General features: G+C 70.5%; 16 protein-coding genes and 1 pseudogene. 12 read left to right on the top strand and 5 right to left on the bottom strand.

All coding sequences use genetic code 11. The features are described from left to right. Positions 1–112: 112 nt before the first annotated feature. Positions 113–988 carry an NAD(P)H-binding protein gene (locus ABZT17_RS29525; RefSeq protein ID WP_356353091.1) on the bottom strand — a complete coding sequence of 292 codons (876 nt, stop codon included), beginning with the start codon at positions 986–988 and terminating at the stop codon, positions 113–115. Positions 989–1,152: 164 nt separating this feature from the next. Between ABZT17_RS29525 and ABZT17_RS29520 the strand changes: the two genes are divergently transcribed. Then, positions 1,153–2,016 (top strand): LysR family transcriptional regulator, encoded by an 864-nt coding sequence (locus ABZT17_RS29520; RefSeq protein ID WP_356353089.1) that lies wholly within the window; start codon positions 1,153–1,155, stop codon positions 2,014–2,016. Positions 2,017–2,105: 89 nt separating this feature from the next. Here ABZT17_RS29520 and ABZT17_RS29515 read toward each other — a convergent pair whose 3' ends face one another. After that, positions 2,106–3,089, bottom strand: a complete 984-nt coding sequence (locus ABZT17_RS29515; RefSeq protein WP_356353087.1) for an aminoglycoside phosphotransferase family protein — start codon at positions 3,087–3,089, stop codon at positions 2,106–2,108. Between the two features lie 121 nt (positions 3,090–3,210). Continuing rightward, the gene (rhaI, locus tag ABZT17_RS29510; RefSeq protein WP_356353086.1) at positions 3,211–4,371 is read right to left on the bottom strand and encodes an L-rhamnose isomerase; all 1,161 of its coding nucleotides are present in this window, start codon (positions 4,369–4,371) and stop codon (positions 3,211–3,213) included. Between the two features lie 282 nt (positions 4,372–4,653). Between rhaI and ABZT17_RS29505 the strand changes: the two genes are divergently transcribed. The 9 genes from ABZT17_RS29505 (at position 4,654) to sigJ (ending at position 14,657) form a co-directional block, all read left to right on the top strand. After that, positions 4,654–6,171: a sugar ABC transporter ATP-binding protein gene (locus ABZT17_RS29505; protein WP_356353085.1), complete on the top strand. Its 1,518-nt coding sequence runs from the start codon at positions 4,654–4,656 to the stop codon at positions 6,169–6,171. Then, positions 6,168–7,274: an ABC transporter permease gene (locus tag ABZT17_RS29500; protein ID WP_356353084.1), complete on the top strand. Its 1,107-nt coding sequence runs from the start codon at positions 6,168–6,170 to the stop codon at positions 7,272–7,274. Before ABZT17_RS29505 ends, ABZT17_RS29500 begins: the two co-directional genes overlap by 4 nt. Then, positions 7,267–8,259 carry an ABC transporter permease gene (locus ABZT17_RS29495; RefSeq protein ID WP_356353082.1) on the top strand — a complete coding sequence of 331 codons (993 nt, stop codon included), beginning with the start codon at positions 7,267–7,269 and terminating at the stop codon, positions 8,257–8,259. Before ABZT17_RS29500 ends, ABZT17_RS29495 begins: the two co-directional genes overlap by 8 nt. 30 nt (positions 8,260–8,289) lie before the next feature. Further along, positions 8,290–9,369: a rhamnose ABC transporter substrate-binding protein gene (gene rhaS, locus ABZT17_RS29490; RefSeq protein WP_356353080.1), complete on the top strand. Its 1,080-nt coding sequence runs from the start codon at positions 8,290–8,292 to the stop codon at positions 9,367–9,369. A 17-nt stretch (positions 9,370–9,386) separates the two neighbouring features. Beyond that, the gene (locus ABZT17_RS29485; protein ID WP_356353078.1) at positions 9,387–9,707 is read left to right on the top strand and encodes an L-rhamnose mutarotase; all 321 of its coding nucleotides are present in this window, start codon (positions 9,387–9,389) and stop codon (positions 9,705–9,707) included. A gap of 25 nt (positions 9,708–9,732) precedes the next feature. Further along, positions 9,733–11,145 carry a BNR repeat-containing protein gene (locus ABZT17_RS29480; protein WP_356353076.1) on the top strand — a complete coding sequence of 471 codons (1,413 nt, stop codon included), beginning with the start codon at positions 9,733–9,735 and terminating at the stop codon, positions 11,143–11,145. 82 nt (positions 11,146–11,227) lie between these two features. Next, the gene (locus tag ABZT17_RS29475; RefSeq protein WP_356353075.1) at positions 11,228–12,253 is read left to right on the top strand and encodes a LacI family DNA-binding transcriptional regulator; all 1,026 of its coding nucleotides are present in this window, start codon (positions 11,228–11,230) and stop codon (positions 12,251–12,253) included. 102 nt (positions 12,254–12,355) lie between these two features. Beyond that, on the top strand, positions 12,356–13,657 hold the full coding sequence (locus ABZT17_RS29470) for an alpha/beta fold hydrolase (RefSeq protein WP_356353073.1): 1,302 nt from the start codon (positions 12,356–12,358) through the stop codon (positions 13,655–13,657). 109 nt (positions 13,658–13,766) lie between these two features. Next, on the top strand, positions 13,767–14,657 hold the full coding sequence (sigJ, locus tag ABZT17_RS29465; RefSeq protein WP_356353071.1) for an RNA polymerase sigma factor SigJ: 891 nt from the start codon (positions 13,767–13,769) through the stop codon (positions 14,655–14,657). On the opposite strand, the pseudogene ABZT17_RS29460 reads toward sigJ, so the two are convergent. Then, positions 14,656–14,772: pseudogene (locus ABZT17_RS29460) on the bottom strand (DUF5999 family protein); the annotation flags it as partial. The gene sigJ and the pseudogene ABZT17_RS29460 sit on opposite strands and share 2 nt — an antisense overlap. A gap of 104 nt (positions 14,773–14,876) precedes the next feature. On the opposite strand from ABZT17_RS29460, the gene ABZT17_RS29455 reads away from it, so the two are divergent. Together ABZT17_RS29455 and ABZT17_RS29450 are read left to right on the top strand one after the other, a co-directional pair. Next, on the top strand, positions 14,877–15,635 hold the full coding sequence (locus ABZT17_RS29455; protein WP_356353069.1) for an aminoglycoside phosphotransferase family protein: 759 nt from the start codon (positions 14,877–14,879) through the stop codon (positions 15,633–15,635). Positions 15,636–15,760: 125 nt separating this feature from the next. Next, positions 15,761–16,591 carry a pentapeptide repeat-containing protein gene (locus ABZT17_RS29450; protein WP_356353068.1) on the top strand — a complete coding sequence of 277 codons (831 nt, stop codon included), beginning with the start codon at positions 15,761–15,763 and terminating at the stop codon, positions 16,589–16,591. On the opposite strand, the gene ABZT17_RS29445 is transcribed toward ABZT17_RS29450, so the two are convergent. After that, positions 16,553–18,109, bottom strand: coding sequence for a cytochrome P450 (locus tag ABZT17_RS29445; protein WP_356353066.1), 1,557 nt, complete (start codon positions 18,107–18,109; stop codon positions 16,553–16,555). The genes ABZT17_RS29450 and ABZT17_RS29445 overlap by 39 nt on opposite strands. Positions 18,110–18,124 lie beyond the last annotated feature (15 nt).

The raw sequence follows: 18,124 nt of genomic DNA, 5'->3' as shown, positions 1-18,124 counted from the left end.
TACGAGGGCTTCCGCCCGGCACGCCGAGAGCACGCCCCAGACGCCGCCCGGCCCGCCCTCCGGGCGGACGACGGGACTTTCGCAACACGCCCTAGCGGCGCGGCAGGGGTGCTCAGGCCAGGAAGGCCGGCCTGAGCACCTCCTCGCACCACTGCCGGAAGCCGGTCGGGCCCGGACGGGCGGTGCGGTGCTCCTCGTCGTAGACACCGTTGTTCTGGGCCACGGCCATGTCGGCCAGGCCCCGCGCCCAGGCCTCGCTCGCCCCGTGCCGCAGCATCGTCTCCCGGTAGGCCTCGACCGGGATCTCCTGGAAGCGGACGGGCCGCTCCAGCACCTCGGAGACGATCTTCGCCACGCCGTCGGGGGAGAGCGTGTCGGGGCTGACGAGGGGCACGTCCCCGGACCCGGTCCACGCGTCGTCGAGCAGCAGCCCGGCCGCCTTCGCCGCGATGTCGCGGGTGGCGACGAGGGCGACGGTCCGGTCGGCCGGATGGGGCCAGAACAGGGTGCCCTGCTCCCTGATGGCGTCGAGCTGCCGGAGCAGGTTCTCCATGAAGCCACCGGGCCGCAGCGCCCGGAAGCCCGCCCCCGTGCCCGCGAGCAGCTTCTCACCGGCCCGGGCCGCCGACAGCTGGCCCGCACCCTTCTCGATGCCGCGACCCATGGTCGAGACGGCGACCATCCGCCGGACGCCGTGGGCCACGATCGCCTCGCACGCCGACCTGGTGGGTTCCAGGACGTGATCCTCCACGCTCCGCGCCCGCGAATCCGGCGGCACCAGCCAGAACACGGCGTCCGCGCCCGCGAAGGCCTTCATCACGACATCGTGGTCACGGTGCGAGCCCTGGACGACCTCGACCCGCTGACGCACCTCGGGGGAGAGCCGGCCGGGATCACGCGCGATCACCCGGATCGGCTCCCCGTCGTCGATGACCCGGTCGAGCACCTGTCGGCCGATCTGACCGGTGGGCGTGGTGAGGACAAGCATGCCAAGGCTCCAAAAAGGTTCGCCGGAAAGGCGGTTGACGTCCCGGGCAAGAAGTGGACTTCCCGGGGGACCGCGTGCTTCGATCCTCCGCCCGGAGCCGGCGGCACGGAAGGATCGACCGGGTCCGGCTTGTTACCCTCAGGGACATACCGAGGAGATGGCCCATGGAGTCCAGGTCACTGCGCTACTTCGTCGCCGTCGCGGAGGAGCTCAACTTCGCCCGTGCCGCCGAACGGCTGGGGATCTCCGCGCCGCCCCTGTCCCGCGCCATCCGCAAGCTGGAGACCGACCTGGGCGTCACGCTCTTCGAGCGGACCACACACAGCGTCACCCTCACCGCGCCCGGGACCGTCCTGCTGACCGAGGCCCGGATCGCCCTGGACGCCCTGCACGCGGCCGGCCGACGGGCCCAGCGGGCGGCCGACCGGGAGCCCAAGCTGGTCCTGGCCGTCAAGGCCGACGGCGACGCGGGCCTGCTGGAGTCCATCCTGGCCCGTTACGCGGCCGAGCCCGCGGCCCGGCCCGTCACCGTGCGCCTCTCCGGCTGGGGCGAACAGACCCGCCTGCTGCACGAGGGCGAGGCGGACGCGGCCCTGCTCTACGAGCCGTTCGACCGCGCCGGCCTGGACGCGGAGACGGTGACCGTCGACCGCCATCTGGCCGCCCTCCCTGCCGCCCATCCCCTCGCGGCCCGGGACGGCCTCACTCTCGCCGACCTCGCCCTGCCGGGCGTCGAACCGGGCAGCCCGCACGGCCTGGCCCGCTACCGCGAGCGGATGGTGGAGCGGCACGCCATCGCCGACCTGCCCCAGCTGATCACCCTGGTGGAACTGGGCGAACTGGTGACCCTCCTGCCGGCGGCGGTCACCCGCCGCTATCCCCGCCCGGGCGTCGTCTACCGCGAGATCCCCGACGCGCCCCCGGCCACCCTGTCGATCGCCTGGCCCCAGCAGTCCCGCTCACCGGCCACGGCTGCCCTCGTCCGCGCGGCCACCTCAGCGGCTCCCGGCCCGGCGGAGCGGACATGAGGCACCCGGCAATAAGCAACTGACGACTGCCGGGGGTCCGGTCACCACAAGGTTCACCCCACGGTTCACCGCACGGTCCACCCCACGCTTCACCCCACGGTATCGAGCGCCGCGACCAGCCGGGAGACGACCGCGAGCTCGGGCACCGACCGCAACGACTCCACGACCTGCCCGCTCGCGAACGCACGCTGCGCCGCGGTCACCGTCGGATCGATCGCGCACTCCGCCTGCACCCGGATGTAATTCAGATGCGTGGCGAAGAGCATCGAGAACGACGCGGGACCCGAGACGACGGCCCGCCCTCCGGCCCGCCGATAGGCCAGCCCGACCCGTCGCGCGGCATCGACGTCGCCCCGGTTGCCGCCCGACCACACGAACACGGCACGCGCGAACTCCTGCTCCGCCGAAGCGGGGCCCGCGTTGTCCCAGTCGAGGAGTACGGGACCTTCCCGGCCGACCAGCACATTGGCAGGGCGCAGATCGAGATGGGACGTCACCACGTCGCCGGGTTCGACCGACGTCACCCAGCGCCCCAGCTCCGCGGCCGACGTACCGATGAACCGCCCCAGCTCGCCCGCCCAGTCCAGACCGGCACGCTGCACCTTCTCGTGCAGGTCCGTCCAGTCGGCCTCCTCCGGGCACCGCGTGTACCAGGGGTTGAGCTCCTCGTCGGCCGTCCCCTCGCCCGCCCGGTGGAGCAAGGCCGTCGTCCGCCCCAACCAGTCCAGCAGCGCCGGATCGGAAGGATCGGCCTCGGTGCCGTCGATCCAGTCGTACAGCTTCACATGGCTTGCGCCCGCATCGGAGGGGAGCCGGGTGACGTAAGAGCCGTCACGATTGGCCAGGAGCCGAGGCGAAGCGATCCCCAGCTCCTCGGCGGCGTTCCGTAACGCGGCCTCCCGCCCCACCTGCTCCACATCACACTCGAAGAGCAGTTCCTTCACGGCCCAGGACCGCCCGCCTCCCGACAGCTTCCAGATCTGCCCCAGAGCACCGCGGGTGACCGGCACCACCGACCAGCTCCCGCCGCCGAGCGAGTACACCTCGGCAACGAGGCCGCCTGCGTCACGCATACAGCTCCCTATCGGCCGACGGTTCCAGGAGCGGCCCCTCAGGGGCGCGGGGAACCGCGCGACCAGCCCCCCACAACCGGCGGTCCGCGAACAACAGCACCCGGCAGACGAGACCCGGCCGCTACGCCCCCCAACCCGCCTGCTGCCCCCCGACCCGCTCCTCGATGATCTTCTCAGCCCATCCGGAGCGGCGGTAGGCGGCGATGGGGTCGGGGTCGAGGCCGATGTCTTCGCGGACTTCGGCGAGCAGGGGGCGTACGTCGGTGTTGTAGGCGTCCATGAGGACGGCGTTGGCTTCGAGTACGTCACCGGTGCGCTGGGCGGCGGCGAGTGCTTCCCGGTCGACGAGGAGTGCTTTGGCGGTGGCTTCCTGGACGTTCATGACGGAGCGGATGATCGCGGGGATCTTGGCTTCGATGTTGTGGCACTGGTCCAGCATGAAGGCGACGTCGGTCGTGAATCCCCCGCCGCGGATGACTTCGTACATGATGCGGAACAGCTGGAAGGGGTCGGCGGCGCCGACCATGAGGTCGTCGTCGGCGTAGAAGCGGGAGTTGAAGTCGAAGCCGCCGAGTTTGTTCTCGCGCAGCAGGGTGGCGACGATGAACTCGATGTTGGTGCCGGGTGCGTGGTGTCCGGTGTCGACGACGACCTGTGCCTTGTCGCCGAGCTTGAGGCAGTGGGCGTAGGCGGTGCCCCAGTCGGGGACGTCGGTCGTGTAGAAGGCGGGTTCGAAGAGCTTGTACTCCAGGAGCAGTCGCTGTCCGTCTCCCAGCCGTTGGTAGACGGTGGTGAGGCCTTCGGCGAGGCGGTCCTGGCGTGCGCGGATGTCGTCCTGGCCGGGATAGTTGGTGCCGTCGGCGAACCACAGCTTGAGGTCGCGGGAGCCGGTGGCGTCCATGATGTCGACGCACTCCAGCAGGTGGTCCAGGGCCTTGCGGCGCACCGCCGCGTCCGGGTGGCAGATGCTGCCCAGCTTGTAGTCGTCGTCCTGGAACGTGTTCGAGTTGATCGCGCCCAGCTTCAGTCCATGATCCTCGGCGTACTTCGCCAGCGCGCCGTAGTCGTCGACCTTGTCCCACGGGATGTGCAGGGCGACCGTCGGCGCCACCCCGGTCACGGCATGCACCTGCGCCGCGTCCGCCAGCTTCTCGTGCGGTGTGCGGGGAACGCCCTGCTGGGCGAACACCTTGAACCGGGTCCCCGAGTTCCCGTACGCCCATGACGGCGTCTCGACTGCCTGGGTCTTGAGCGCGGCTTTCACCGCGGCGAGCTCGGTCACTTCAGGGCTCCTGTGACGTCGGTCCGAACAGCTTCAATGTGAATCGATTCAGTAACGGAAGCTAAGAGCCCCCCGAACGCGTGTCAAGCCTTCCGGCAAAGACCGCGCACCGTGGCCTGACCGTGACCTCTGGCTCTCGGGGCGCTCTCGAAAGTTTTTCGATGCGGACCCATTGACGTGACAAGCTCGCCGCGCCTAACGTCCCGGCAACCAAGTTGAAACCTTTCACGACGCTGTGAGGGCCGCTCGAGGGCCTCGCCGAGTGTCGTCGAGGAGCCCCTCATGACCCACCCGTCCGACACGGGACCGGCCCCGGTGCTGGCGCTCGAGGACATCTCCAAGTCCTTCGGCGCCGTGCGTGCGCTGCGGGACGTCTCCCTGGAGCTGTTCCCCGGCGAGGTGCACGCGCTCGCCGGAGAGAACGGCGCGGGCAAGTCGACCTTGATCAAGACGCTCGCCGGTGTGCACCGGCCGGACGCCGGCCGGGTGCTGCTCGACGGTGAGCCCGTCGTCTTCCACGGACCCGGCGACGCCCGCGACGCCGGCATCGCCGTGATCTACCAGGAGCCCACACTTTTCCCCGACCTTTCGATCGCCGAGAACATCTTCATGGGCCGCCAGCCCCGGCGCGCCCTCGGGCGGATCGACCACAAGGCCACGCATCGGGCGACCCTGGCCCTGATGAAGCGCCTCGGTGTCGAACTCGACCCCGACCGTCCCGCCCGCGGCCTGTCCATCGCCGATCAGCAGATCGTCGAGATCGCCAAGGCCCTCTCCTTCGACGCCCGGGTCCTGATCATGGACGAGCCGACGGCGGCCCTGACGGGCAGCGAGGTGGCGCGTCTGTTCGGAGTGGTGCGCACCCTGCGTGAGCAGGGCGCAGCCGTGCTGTTCATCTCGCACCGGCTGGAGGAGATCTTCGAGATCTGCGGGCGGGTCACGACCCTGCGCGACGGCGCCTGGATCTCCAGCGAGCCGATCGAGGGCATGACCGAGGACGATCTCGTACGACGGATGGTCGGCCGGGATCTCGACGAGCTGTATCCCAAGCAGGATGTGCAGCACGGCCAAGTCGCCCTGAGCGTAAGGCGGTTGACCCGCGAGGGCGTCTTCACCGACGTGTCCTTCGAGGTGCGGCACGGCGAGATCGTCGGCCTCGCCGGGCTGGTCGGCGCGGGCCGGACCGAGGTCGCCCGCGCCGTCTTCGGCATCGACCGCTGGGACGCGGGCGAGGTCGAGGTGCAGGGGCGCAGGCTCACCAACGGCGCCCCGTCCACCGCCATGGCTGCCGGGCTCGCGCTCGTCCCCGAGGACCGGCGCGCGCAAGGCCTGGTGATGGACATGTCCATCGAGCGCAACATCGGCCTCACCGGACTCCGTACGACCGTCAGGGCCGGGCTGATGGACCGCGGGGCCGAACGCAGCCGTTCCCTCGACTGGGCCGTCAAGCTCCAGGTCAAGTACGCGCGCATCGCCGACACCGTCAACACCCTCTCCGGCGGCAACCAGCAGAAGGTCGTCCTCGCCAAGTGGCTCGCCACCGGCCCCAAGGTGCTGATCGTCGACGAGCCCACCCGGGGCATCGACGTCGGTACCAAGGCCGAAGTGCACCGACTGCTCGGCGAGTTGGCCGCCGACGGGGTGGCCGTACTGATGATCTCCTCCGACCTGCCCGAGATCCTCGGCATGGCCGACCGCGTGCTCGTGATGCACGAGGGCCGGCTCACCGCCGAGATCCCACGCGCCGAAGCCACCGAGGAAACCGTGATGGCCGCAGCCACCGGGAGGGCCGCCGCATGACGGTGACCACTCCCCACGAGACCCCCGTCGCCGAGGTGCCCAGGTCCAGCGGCACCCGGCTGGTCGACCGTGTCTTCAAGATGCGTGAACTCGCCATCCTGCTCGTCTTCCTGGTGATGATCGGCATCACCCAGGCGGGCAACAGCGAGTTCCTCTCCGAGCAGGGCATCAAGGACCTGCTGCTGAACGCGACCATCCTGGTGCTGGTCGCCACCGGCCAGTCCCTGGTGGTGATCACGAGGAACGTCGATCTGTCGGTCGGCTCGACCCTCGGTATCAGCGCCTTCGCCGCCGGCGACTATCTGCACGGCGGCGGGAACGCGGTCGTGGCGGTGGCGCTGGCGGTGCTGATGGGCGTCGGCTTCGGCCTGCTGAACGGCCTTCTGGTCAGCCTCGGCCAGGTGCCCGCGCTCGTGGTCACCCTCGGCACGCTGTACATCATCCGGGGCATCGACTCCATCTGGGTCGGCTCCCGGCAGATCACGGCGGCCGATCTCCCGGGCGGCTTCGTGGACTTCGGGTCGGGAGGCATCTCCGCGGTGCCGTGGCTGGCGCTGATCGCGCTGGCGGTGCTCGTGGCGACGGCGTACTACCTCAAGCACTTCGGCAGCGGGCGGGAGTTGTACGCGCTCGGCTCCAACCCGGAGGCGGCCCGTCTCGCCGGTATCCCCGTGCGCAAGCGGATCCTCGCCGCGTACACCTTCTGCGGCGGGCTCGCGGGCCTGGCGGGAGCGATGTACCTGGCGCGCTTCGGAAACGTCGACTCCAGCACCGGCAACGGCTACGAACTCACCGTCGTGAGCGCCGTGGTGGTCGGCGGTGTGGTCTTCACCGGCGGGTCCGGGAGCGTGTACGGGGCCGCGCTGGGGGCCCTGCTGCTGACCTCCGTCAACAGTGTGCTGCCTGCCCTGGGTGTCAGCTCCGTCTGGGTGCTCGCCATCAACGGCGTCCTGCTGCTCCTCGCCATCGCGGTCGACCGGATCGTCGCGCTGCGGGTGGCCTCCGCCCTGAAGAAGTCGGCTGCGAAGAGTTCGGCCGCGAAGAACGCGAAGAACGCGAAGAACGCGAAGAACGCGAAGAAGGGGAACGTCCGCCATGTCTGAGTCCCTGACGCGCGCGGTCCGCTGGGACACGGTTGTCGGCGCGCTCCTGGTCGTCCTGCTCCTGCTGTCGTTCGGCACGGTCGACGGCTTCGGGAACTCGCTCAACCTGTCCTTCCTGATCGGCAACACCCTGCCGATCGCGTTGATCGCCCTGCCGATGACCCTGCTGGTCGTCTCGGGCGAGATCGATCTCTCCGTCGCCTCGACCGCCGGCCTCTCGGGCGCGGTGATGGGCAAACTGTGGAACGACGGCATGGCGATCGAGACGATCATTCCGCTGTGCCTGGTGCTCGGCGCGGTCTGCGGGCTGGTCAACGGTCTCCTCGTGACCCGGCTCGGGCTGCCCTCCCTCGCCGTCACCATCGGCACCCTGGCCGCCTACCGGGGCATCGCCCAGATCGTGCTCGGTTCGAACGCGGTGACCGACTTCCCCACGCAGTACCTGGACTTCGCGGCGGGTCGGGTCGGGGACAGTTTCCTTCCGCAGGCCTTCCTGCCCTTCGTGGTGCTGCTCGCCATCGCCGTGGTCGTCCTCCATGCCACGCCCTTCGGACGGTCGCTGTTCGCGATCGGCGCCAACGAGGAGGCGGCCCGGTTCGCCGGGATCCGGGTCAAGCGGCAGAAGCTGATCCTGTTCACGGTGACGGGGCTGATGGCCTCGCTCACCGGGATCTTCTGGGCACTGCACTACGCCAGCGCCCGCTACGACAACGCGACCGGCCTCGAACTCTCCGTCGTCGCCGCGGTGTTGCTCGGCGGCATCGACTTCGACGGCGGCAGGGGCACGCTCGGCGGCGCCATCGCGGGAGTCTTCCTCCTCGGCGCGCTGCAGAACGTGATGAGCCTCCTCAACGTCTCCGCCCAGTCGCAGATCGTCGTCACCGGTGTCCTGCTCGTCATCTCCGTGCTCGGCCCCCGGGTCGCACGGCAAATCTCCGTAGCGAGGGCGGGACGCAGAGCCGCCGCCTCGACTCCGACGTCGTAACTCCGCTCTCCCTCGTAAAGGACCTTCACCATGCGTAAGTCATCCCTCCGTCGTGCCTGTGCGGCGCTCGCCGCCGGAACCTCGCTGGCTCTCGCCCTGACCGCCTGCGGGGGCACCACGAAGAACAACTCCAAGAGTGACGACGCCGCCGCCACCTCGACCGCGAAGGCCGATCCGAACGCGGCGCTGAAGAAGGGGCTGACCGTCGGGTTCCTGCCCAAGCAGGTCAACAACCCGTACTTCACCTCCGCGGACAAGGGCGGCGAGCAGGCGCTCACCGAACTGGGCGGCAAGTACAAGGAGGTCGGCCCCTCCAGCGCCACCGACACCGCCGGCCAGGTGAGCTACGTCAACACGCTCACCCAGCAGCAGGTCAACGCGATGGCCGTCTCCGCGCAGGACCCGGGCGCCCTGTGCACCGCGCTCAAGCAGGCGATGAAGAACAACATCAAGGTCGTCACCTACGACTCCGACACCAAGCCGGACTGCCGCAACGCCTTCGTCTCGCAGGCCTCCGCCGAGGACCTCGGCCGTACCGAGGTGCAGCTGCTGGCCCAGCAGATCGGCTACAAGGGCGAGATCGCGATCCTGTCGGCCGCGCAGACCGCGACCAACCAGAACGTGTGGATCGACTTCATGAAGAAGGAGCTGGCGGACCCCAAGTACAAGAACATCAAGCTGGTCAAGACCGCGTACGGCAACGACGACGCCCAGCAGTCCTTCCAGCAGACCCAGGGCCTGCTCCAGGAGTACCCGAACCTGAAGGGGATCATCTCCCCGACCACCGTCGGCATCAAGGCCGCCGCCCAGTACCTGTCCAGCTCCAAGTACAAGGGCAAGGTCAAGCTGACCGGCCTCGGCACGCCCAACGACATGCGCAAGTACGTCAAGAACGGCACCGTCGACGGCTTCGAGCTGTGGGACCCGGCGAAGCTCGGTGACCTCGCCGCCCGCACCGCCGTCGCGCTGGCCTCGGGCCAGATCACCGGCAAGGAGGGCGAGACCTTCAAGGCCGGCTCCACCGAGTACACCATCGGCAAGGACGGCGTGATCACCCTCGGCAAGCCGACCGTGTTCGACGCGAAGAACATCGATCAGTTCAACTTCTAGCGGGAGAGCGGTACTTGATGCAGCGCGTCTGTTTCCTCCTCAAGGTCCGTGAGGACCGGCTCGCCGAGTACCGCGAACGCCATGCCGCCGTGTGGCCGGAGATGCTCCGGGCGCTCTCCGCCACCGGCTGGCACAACTACTCCCTCTTCCTGCGCGACGACGGCCTGCTCGTGGGCTATCTGGAGACCGAGGACTTCGCCGCCGCCCAGGCCGGCATGGAGGCCACCGAGGTCAACGCCCGCTGGCAGGCGGAGATGGCGCCGTTCTTCGAGTCGCTGGACGGCGCCCGTCCCGACGAGGCCATGAAACCGCTCACCGAGGTCTTCCACCTCGCCTGAACGCACCACCCCTCTGGAGCCGCTCATGAAAAGACGCGCCGTGCTCGCGTCCGCCATACTGGCCGCCGTGGCAACGCCGGGCATCGCACGGGCCGCCGATCCCGGCCCCTCCGCCAGCAGGAAGAGCACCACCCAACTCGACCCCCAGGCCGTCTTCTTCGTCTCCTACGACGGTCTGGTCAACAACAACTCGTTCCAGAAGAACGGCCTGTTCACCTACAAGGGCTACCAGTACGCCGCCTGGTACACGGCGACCGGCAACGCCGTGGTCGGCCGACGGGTGCTCGGCGGGACCAGCTGGTCGACGGTCACCCTCTCCCATGTGCTCAAGACCAGCGACTCCCACAACGTCATCTCCATGGGCCTCTCCAGGGTCGACGGCCGACTGCACCTCAACATGGACTCCCACAGCGACGGCTACTTCTACGTGAAGTCCGTCGCCGGACTCCTCGACAACCCGGCGAGCACGTCCTGGACCTCGTCCGTCTTCGGCTCCGTCCAGACCTCGCTCGACGGCCTGGCGCTCACCTCCCAGTTCACCTACCCGCAGTTCGTCTCCACCCCCGAGGGCACGCTGCAGCTCAGCTACCGGGTCGGGATCTCCGGCAACGGCCGCAACGCCCTCGCGGAGTACGACGGTTCGACATGGACGGCCCTGGGGGAGTGGTCCGGCTCCACAGGCACGTACACCAGCTCGCACGGCTCCTCGACGGCCCGCAACATGTATCTGCACGGCATCGACTACGACGTCAACGGCCGGCTGCACTCCTTCTTCACCTGGCGTGAGCAGAACGCCGCCGTGATGTGCGACAGCGGCGGCATCACCAACCACGACACGGGCTACGTCTACTCGACCGACCGCGGCCGCACCTGGCGCAACGACGCGGGCACCCTGGTCGCCACCACCGGCACCTCGGACACCGTCGCCGTCACCGACCCCGGCCTGGTCGTCGACTCGCTCAACCCCGACCACTCCCTGATGAACCAGGAGAGCCAGTGGACGGACTCCACCGGCCTCCCGCACGCGATCATCAGCTACGTCCCCGGCCGCTTCGGCCAGTGCACCACGAACTACGTCGCCGACCGCACCGCGAGCGGCCGCGCCTTCCACCTCCGCAAGAACTCCTCCGGCACCTGGACCAAGACGGAGATCCCCGTCGCCCTCAACTCCAGCCAGCGCACCAAGCTGGTCCTGGACAAGTACGACAACGCCTACGCGGTCTTCCCCTACGGCCGGATCGCCGCCGCGTCCAGGTCCTCCGGGTACACCGACTGGACCCTGCTGTTCGACGGCGGTGACCTCAACGCCTTCGGCGAGGTCGTCATCGACGAGCCGCGGGTGAGGTACGACAACGTCCTGTCGTTCATGTACCAGGAGAAGTCGAGCGGTACGACCCCCTCGGCGCTCCATGTCGTCGACTTCGCACTGCCCGCGTGACCGGGCATGACGCGCCGGATGAGGACGGTAATGTGAAGGTCTTCTTCCCGCCGTCCCGCGTCCCCCTGGAGGTCCCTGCCTGATGGCCCAGTCGGTGGGTATCAAGGACGTCGCCCGTGCCGCCGGAGTGTCCGTCGGCACGGTGTCGAACGTGATCAACCGTCCGGACACGGTCGCCACGGAGACCCGGGCGCGGGTGCAGTCCGCGATCGACCGGCTCGGCTACGTCCGCAGCGAGTCCGCGCGGCAGCTGCGCGCGGGCCGCAGCCGGATCATGGGGCTGCTGGTGCTGGACATGGGCAACCCGTTCTTCGTCGACGTGGCGCGCGGCGCCGAGCGCGCCGCACGCGACGCGGGACTCGGCGTGATGGTCTGCAACAGCGCGCAGAGCGCGGGCGAGGAGGCCGAGTACCTCTCGCTCTTCGCCGAGCAGCGGGTGCGCGGGGTGCTGCTGACCCCCGCCGACGCGACCGGGCGCAACATCGAGACCTTCCGTCGGCACAACATCCCGTTCGTGCTGGTCGACCGGGTCGCCGAGGGCACCACCGAGTGCTCGGTCTCCGTCGACGACGTCGCTGGGGGCGCGCTGGCCGTGCGCCATCTGGTGGACGCCGGGCACCGCTCCATCGCCTACGTCAGCGGGCCGCCCGGCTTCAACCAGGTCCGTGACCGCCGTATCGGCGCCCTGAACGCCCTCGCCGAGGCCGGTCTCGGCCCGGAGCATCTGCGCGAACTGCCGACCGAGCGTCTCGACGTGGCCGCCGGCCGCGACGCCGGCGCCCGCCTGCTCGGCCTCGCCGACCGCCCCACCGCCGTCTTCTGCGCCAACGACCTCCTCGCCCTCGGCGTGCTGCAGGCCATGTACGCGGCCGGCGTAGGAGTCCCCGACGACCTCGCCATCGTCGGCTACGACGACATCGAGTTCGCCGCCGCGGCGGCCGTCCCGCTCACCTCCGTACGGCAGCCCGCCGTCACCATGGGCGCCCTGGCCGCCGAACTGCTCCTGGAGGAGACGGAGGCAGAGGAGGGGACCAGGAGACACGAGCACCGGCGTGTAGTGCTCCAGCCCGAACTCGTCGTACGCCGCTCCAGTCTCTCCGCCCGCTGATCCTCGATTCAGTACGATTTCATGATCCCGAGGGTCGGCCGGCGGACGAACATGTGGTGAAGTGGGACGCGGCCCGAAAGTCCGTCCGTCCCGGGAGACCTGTTGACCGCCACGTACCGCCAGCCCGGCGTCGTCCTCACCGACCGCCACTTCACCGTGCCCCTCGACCACGACGACCCGGCGGGGGAGACGATCGAGCTCTACGCCCGTGAGGTCGTCGCGAGCGACAAGGCGGACCGGGAACTGCCGTGGCTGCTCTACCTCCAGGGTGGCCCGGGCTTCGGGGCGAACCGTTTCGTCGGCCGACCCGCCTGGCTCGGCCGGGCCCTCAAGGAGTACCGCGTGCTCCTCCTCGACCAGCGCGGCACCGGCCACTCCACGCCCGCCAACCGCCAGACCCTCCCGCTGCGCGGCGGCGCCGCCGAACAGGCCGACTACCTCACCCGCTTCCGTGGCGACTCGATCGTCCGCGACTGCGAGGCCATCCGCCCAGACGTCACCGGCGGCGCCCCCTGGACCGTGCTCGGCCAGAGCTTCGGCGGATTCTGCACGGTCAGCTATCTCTCGTACGCCCCCGAGGGCCTGGCCGCGGCCGTGATCACCGGCGGTCTGCCCTCCCTGCACGCCCATGCCGACGACGTCTACCGCGCCGCCTACCCGCGCATCGAACGCAAGGTCGCCGCCCACTACGCCCGCTACCCGCAGGATGTCGAACGCGCCCGCCGTATCGCCGACCACCTCCTCACCCACGAGGTGACCCTCCCGAACGGCTATCGCCTCACCGTCGAGGCCTTCCAGTCCCTCGGCATCGTCCTCGGCAGCGGCGAAGGCAGCCACCGCCTGCACCATCTGCTGGAGCACGCCTTCGTCCGCACCCCGCAGGGCACCGTCCTCTCCGACGCCTTCCTGGAGGACGTACAGGGACGCCTCTCGTACGCGAGCCACCCCCTCTACGCCCTGGTCCACGAGGCGATCTACGGCCAGGACCAGCGCCCCACCGACTGGGCGGCCGAACGCGTCCGCGGGGAGTTCCCGCAGTTCGACGCGGCCAAGGCGCTGGCCGGCGACGGCCCGCTCCTGTTCACCGGTGAGTCCGTCCACCCCTGGATGTTCGACGCCGACCCTGCCCTGCGCCCGCTGCGCGAAACCGCCGAACTCCTCGCCGCCCGCACCGACTGGCGGCCCCTCTACGACCCCGCACGCCTCGCCGCCAACGACGTCCCGGTCGCGGCGGCCGTCTACCACGACGACATGTACGTCGACACGGCCCATGCCCTGGAGACGGCCCGTGCGATCCGCGGCCTGCGCACCTGGGTCACCGACGAGTTCGAGCACGACGGGGTACGGGCGGGCGGACCCCGCGTACTGGACCGGCTGCTCGCGCTGACGCGCGACGAGGAGTGACCCGGCCACCCACTGGTCTGTCTGCGGGAAACGGCGTCGCGAGGCGGTCGGCCGCGTGATTGGATCGTCCGGTCGTCGCACGGCACAGTGACCTGACCGGGGGAGCGGGATGACGGAACAAGGCCTGTCGGCCGACCGTTTCGAGGCACACCGGGGACATCTGCGGGCGGTCGCCTACCGCATGCTCGGCTCGCTCCCCGAGGCGGAGGACGCCGTGCAGGAGACCTGGGTGAGGCTCAGCCGCGCCGACGCGGACGAGATCCGCAACCTCGGCGGATGGCTCACCACCGTCGTCGGGCGGGTCTGCCTCGACATGCTGCGCTCCCGGGCCCTGCGCCGGGAGGAGCCGATCGACGAGACGTTCGTACCCGATCCGGTGATCCGGCCCCTGGCGTCTATCGATCCCGAGCAGGAGGTGCTCCAGGCCGACTCGGTGGGCCTGGCACTGCTCGTGGTCCTGGAAACGCTGGAGCCGGCCGAGCGGCTGGCGTTCGTACTGCACGACATGTTCGAGGTGCCCTTCGACGACATCGCGCCGGTCGTGGAACGCAGTTCGGCGGCGACCCGGCAACTGGCCAGCCGGGCCCGGCGCCGGGTGCGGGGCGCCACGCCGTCCGCGGAGCCCGACCTGGCCCGGCAGCGGCAGGTCGTCGACGCGTTCATGGCGGCGGCCCGCGCCGGGGACTTCGAGGCGCTGGTCGCGGTGCTGCACCCCGACGTGGTGCTGCGGGCCGACTCCGGGGCGCTGGTCGGGGGCGCCGCCGCCTCCAAGGCGGTGCGCGGGGCGAAGGGCGTCGCCGAACAGGCGCTGCTGTTCCGGCAGTTCGCTCACTTCGCACAGGTCGTGCTGGTCAACGGCGAGGTGGGCGTGGTCAACGCTCCCGAGGGGCGGGCCCTGTCCGTCATGGGGGTCACCGTCGCCGAGGACAGGATCGTCGCCCTGTACATCCTGGCCGACCCCGACCGGCTCGCCCGCCTCGACCTCAGCGGCCTCGACTGAGAATGGTGCCGTTGCACAGCGGGTTCCAGCCCTGTTCGGGGTGGGCCGACACGATCGCCGTGCTGTGGTGGTCCGGGCGGTCCGCGTCGGGGCAGGGCGGCTGGTGGCTGCACATGATCTCTCTTCTGTCGGATGAGGAGACCCCCACAACCCCGGAAACTCGTCGGTGAGGTTCAGCTGCGGCAGGAACGACAGGAACGGCCAGCAGAGGAAGAGCAGTTGACCGGCGGCAACGTCAGCGCCGGTGTGGTCCGCGTCGGCGACACCGTCCGCAGGCCCGCGGGACCCTGGACGCCGTCGGTGCACGCCCTGCTCACCCATCTGCACGAGGCCGGCTTCCGGGCGGCCCCGCGCCCGCTGGGGGTCGACGACCAGGGCCGTGAGGTGCTGAGCTTCATGCCCGGCCGGGTGGTGTGGCCGGACCGGTTCGCCCTGGTGGAGCCGGTCGCAGGGCTGACACGGGTGGCTCGTATGGTCCGCGAGTTCCATGACGCCGTAAGGGACTTCACCCCGCCGCCGGATGCCCGCTGGCAGGTCCTCGTGCCGGCCGAGGGGGCCGACATCATCGCCCACCAGGACCTCGCGCCCTGGAATCTGGTGGTCGGCGGCGAGGACGAGTGGGCCTTCATCGACTGGGACACGGCGGCCCCCGGCTCCCGTCTGTGGGACCTCGCCTACGCCGTCCGCGGCTTCGTCCCGCTCTCCGCCCACCCCGACTGGCAGACCCCCGACGCCGCCGGCCGGCTGCGCGTGTTCGCCGACGCCTACGGTCTCGACGAGTCCGAACGGCGCGCCCTGGTCCCGCTGTTGGGCCGTCGCACCCGCGCCACGCACGACTTCCTGCGCGACCAGTCGGCGCTGGGGAACCAGCCCTGGACCAGGCACTGGGAGGAAGGCCACGGTGACGCCTGGCGCGGCGACGCCGAGTACATCGAGGCACGCGAGGAACAGTGGGAGCGAGCCCTGCTCTCCGGCTGACCGCTGGGCCAGGAAGCCTTCCCGTTCTTCGCGTGAGAGTGCCCTACGTCGACTCCGGGACCGCCCACCGGCAACGCCCCGGCACGGGTGCGGGCCGCACGGGCCGGCTCGATAAACTGTGCGATATGCGAGATCAGACGGTCGACCGGTCCGACCTGCGCGGGGACTGCGCCAACTGCTTCGGCCTGTGCTGTGTGGCCCTGCCCTTCGCCGCCTCCGCCGACTTCGCCCTCGACAAGCGGGCCGGCACCCCCTGCCCCAACCTCCAGGGCGACCACCGGTGCGGAATCCACGCCCGGCTGCGGCAGGAGGGTTTCAGCGGCTGCACGGTCTACGACTGCTTCGGCGCCGGCCAGCGGGTCTCGCAGATCACCTTCGGCGGACAGGACTGGCGCACCGGTTCGCGTGAGAACGCCCGGCGCATGTTCGACGTCTTCCCTCTCGTACGGCAGCTGCACGAGCTGCTCTGGTACCTCACCGAGGCCCTCACCCTGCCCGCCGCCCGCCCGGTCCACGCCGACCTGCGCCGCCTCCTCACGCAGACCGATGCGCTCACCCGTCTGACGCCGGACGAGCTGGCCGAGTTGGACGTCGCCGCGCACCGGCAGCGGGTCAACGTCCTCCTGCTGAGGACCAGCGAACTGGTCCGGGCCGGCGTCCGGGGGCCCAAGAAGGACCGCCGCGGTGCCGATCTGATGGGAGCCCGCCTCAAGGGAGCCGACCTGCGCGGGGCCGACCTGCGCGGCGCCTACCTCATAGCCGCCGACCTGACCGGCGCCGACCTCAGGTGCGCCGACCTGATCGGTGCCGACCTGCGCGACACCGACCTCACCGGCGCCGATCTGACCGGCGCCTTCTTCCTCACCCAGCCCCAGCTGAACGCCGCCCGCGGCAGCGCGGGCACCCGGCTCCCGGAGTCACTCACCCGCCCGGTGCACTGGACAGCGGGGCTCTGACGGGGTGACGTCCCCGCCGCCCACCCGGTGCGTCCCGCTCGCCGCACCCGACGTCCCGCCCGCCGCGCCCGACGTGACCCCACGCCGTTCCAGACGCAGCCGCAACCCCTCCGGCATCAGCGTCAGCCGCTCCGTCACCCGCAACCGGTAGCCCGGGTCGGCCCGCAGGTCGTAGCGGCGCAGCAGCAGGCCCAGCACCAGGGTCGCCTCGTGCAGCGCGAACTGGCGGCCGATGCACGCCCGCGCTCCCGTCCCGAACGGCTTGAAGGTGTGCGGGGCCCGGGACCGTACGGCCTTCGGGTCGAAGCGGTCGGGGTCGAACCGTTCCGCGTCGCCGCCCCACACCTCCGGATCGCGGTGCAGCAGCGCCGTCAGCACCAGGGCCCAGCCGCCCCGCCGGACCGGATGGTCGTCCGCCAGCACCGTGTCCTCACGGGCCTCGCGGGCGAAGGCCGGCGCCGTCGGCCACAGCCGCAGCGCCTCGTCCAGCACCCGGCGCACATACCGCAGCTTGGCCACCTGGTCGTAACCCGGCGCCCGAGTGTCACCCCAGACGGAGTCCACCTCAGCACGCGCGCGTGCGGCGATCTCGGGGTGCCGGGAGAGATAGTGCAGGGCGAACGAGAGCGCCCCCGAGGTCGTCTCGTGGCCGGCCACCAGGAAGGTGATGACCTGTCGGCGCACGTTGCGCGCCGAGAGCCGCTCCCCGGTCTCCGGGTGGGACGTCTCCAGCATCCGGTCCAGCAGATCGCCGTCGCCCCCGCCGGACGCGCGGCGGGCGCGGACGAGGTCGTCGACCGTGCGGTTCAGCAACGCGATGTCGGCCTCGTTGCGCCGGGACGCGTCACGCAGCAGCAGCGGCGCCAGCGGTGACGGGACGGTGTTCAGCCGCTGGGCGTACGACAGCGTGCCGATCATCGCGGTCACGAAGGGATGCGGCCGGTCGCGCTCGAAGGACCCGAAGTCATGTCCGAACCCGGTGCGCGCGATGGTCTCCAGCGTGAGCCTGGTCATGTCGCCGGGCACATCGACCGCCCGGCCCGCCGCCAGCTCGCGGTCCCAGTGGTCGGTGAGGCTTCCGGCCACCGCCACCATCATGGGGTGGTAGGCCTCCATGGCCTCCCGGCTGAACCCGGGGGCCAGCACGTCGTGCGCCAGCTGCCAGTTGGGCTCGTGGTTGTACGCCGTGAACAGCCCGTCCCCGGCGACCGGACGGAGATTGGCGACCCCCAGGCCGACGTGCTTGGCGAACCGCGACTCGTCCGCCAGGTCGGCGGCGAGCCGCGCGCCCCACACGAACACGAACTCCTTGCCGAACGCCTTGCGCCGGAAGATCGGCCCCAGCTGCCTGCCGTACCGCATGGAGTCCTGGACGGGCGCGCGCCGGTCGGCGCCGAGCACGTCCCCGAGCAGCGGCACCCTGCGCGGTGGATGCGGGATGCGGTGCAGCTCCGGCCAGCTCTGCTCGGCCCCGCGGAAGCCCTTCGGCAGCGTGGCTTGTGTCGTCGTCTCCGCCATGACGCCATCTCCCTC

This window comes from Streptomyces sp. NPDC005648 (genome assembly GCF_040605395.1).
Taxonomy (GTDB): Bacteria; Actinomycetota; Actinomycetes; order Streptomycetales; family Streptomycetaceae; genus Streptomyces.
Note: the sequence above shows the minus strand (reverse complement) of the source record. Positions and strands in the feature narration are given on the sequence as shown.

Excerpts from the sequence above, each read along its gene's own strand:
- ABZT17_RS29520 (WP_356353089.1), top strand. The coding sequence starts at position 1,153 with ATGGAGTCCAGGTCACTGCGCTACTTCGTCGCCGTCGCGGAGGAGCTC.
- ABZT17_RS29515 (WP_356353087.1), bottom strand. The coding sequence starts at position 3,089 with ATGCGTGACGCAGGCGGCCTCGTTGCCGAGGTGTACTCGCTCGGCGGC.
- rhaS (WP_356353080.1), top strand. The coding sequence starts at position 8,290 with ATGCGTAAGTCATCCCTCCGTCGTGCCTGTGCGGCGCTCGCCGCCGGA.
- ABZT17_RS29495 (WP_356353082.1), top strand. The coding sequence starts at position 7,267 with ATGTCTGAGTCCCTGACGCGCGCGGTCCGCTGGGACACGGTTGTCGGC.
- sigJ (WP_356353071.1), top strand. The coding sequence starts at position 13,767 with ATGACGGAACAAGGCCTGTCGGCCGACCGTTTCGAGGCACACCGGGGA.
- ABZT17_RS29485 (WP_356353078.1), top strand. The coding sequence starts at position 9,387 with ATGCAGCGCGTCTGTTTCCTCCTCAAGGTCCGTGAGGACCGGCTCGCC.
- ABZT17_RS29525 (WP_356353091.1), bottom strand. The coding sequence starts at position 988 with ATGCTTGTCCTCACCACGCCCACCGGTCAGATCGGCCGACAGGTGCTC.
- ABZT17_RS29480 (WP_356353076.1), top strand. The coding sequence starts at position 9,733 with ATGAAAAGACGCGCCGTGCTCGCGTCCGCCATACTGGCCGCCGTGGCA.
- ABZT17_RS29475 (WP_356353075.1), top strand. The coding sequence starts at position 11,228 with ATGGCCCAGTCGGTGGGTATCAAGGACGTCGCCCGTGCCGCCGGAGTG.
- ABZT17_RS29450 (WP_356353068.1), top strand. The coding sequence starts at position 15,761 with ATGCGAGATCAGACGGTCGACCGGTCCGACCTGCGCGGGGACTGCGCC.
- ABZT17_RS29500 (WP_356353084.1), top strand. The coding sequence starts at position 6,168 with ATGACGGTGACCACTCCCCACGAGACCCCCGTCGCCGAGGTGCCCAGG.
- ABZT17_RS29505 (WP_356353085.1), top strand. The coding sequence starts at position 4,654 with ATGACCCACCCGTCCGACACGGGACCGGCCCCGGTGCTGGCGCTCGAG.
- ABZT17_RS29445 (WP_356353066.1), bottom strand. The coding sequence starts at position 18,109 with ATGGCGGAGACGACGACACAAGCCACGCTGCCGAAGGGCTTCCGCGGG.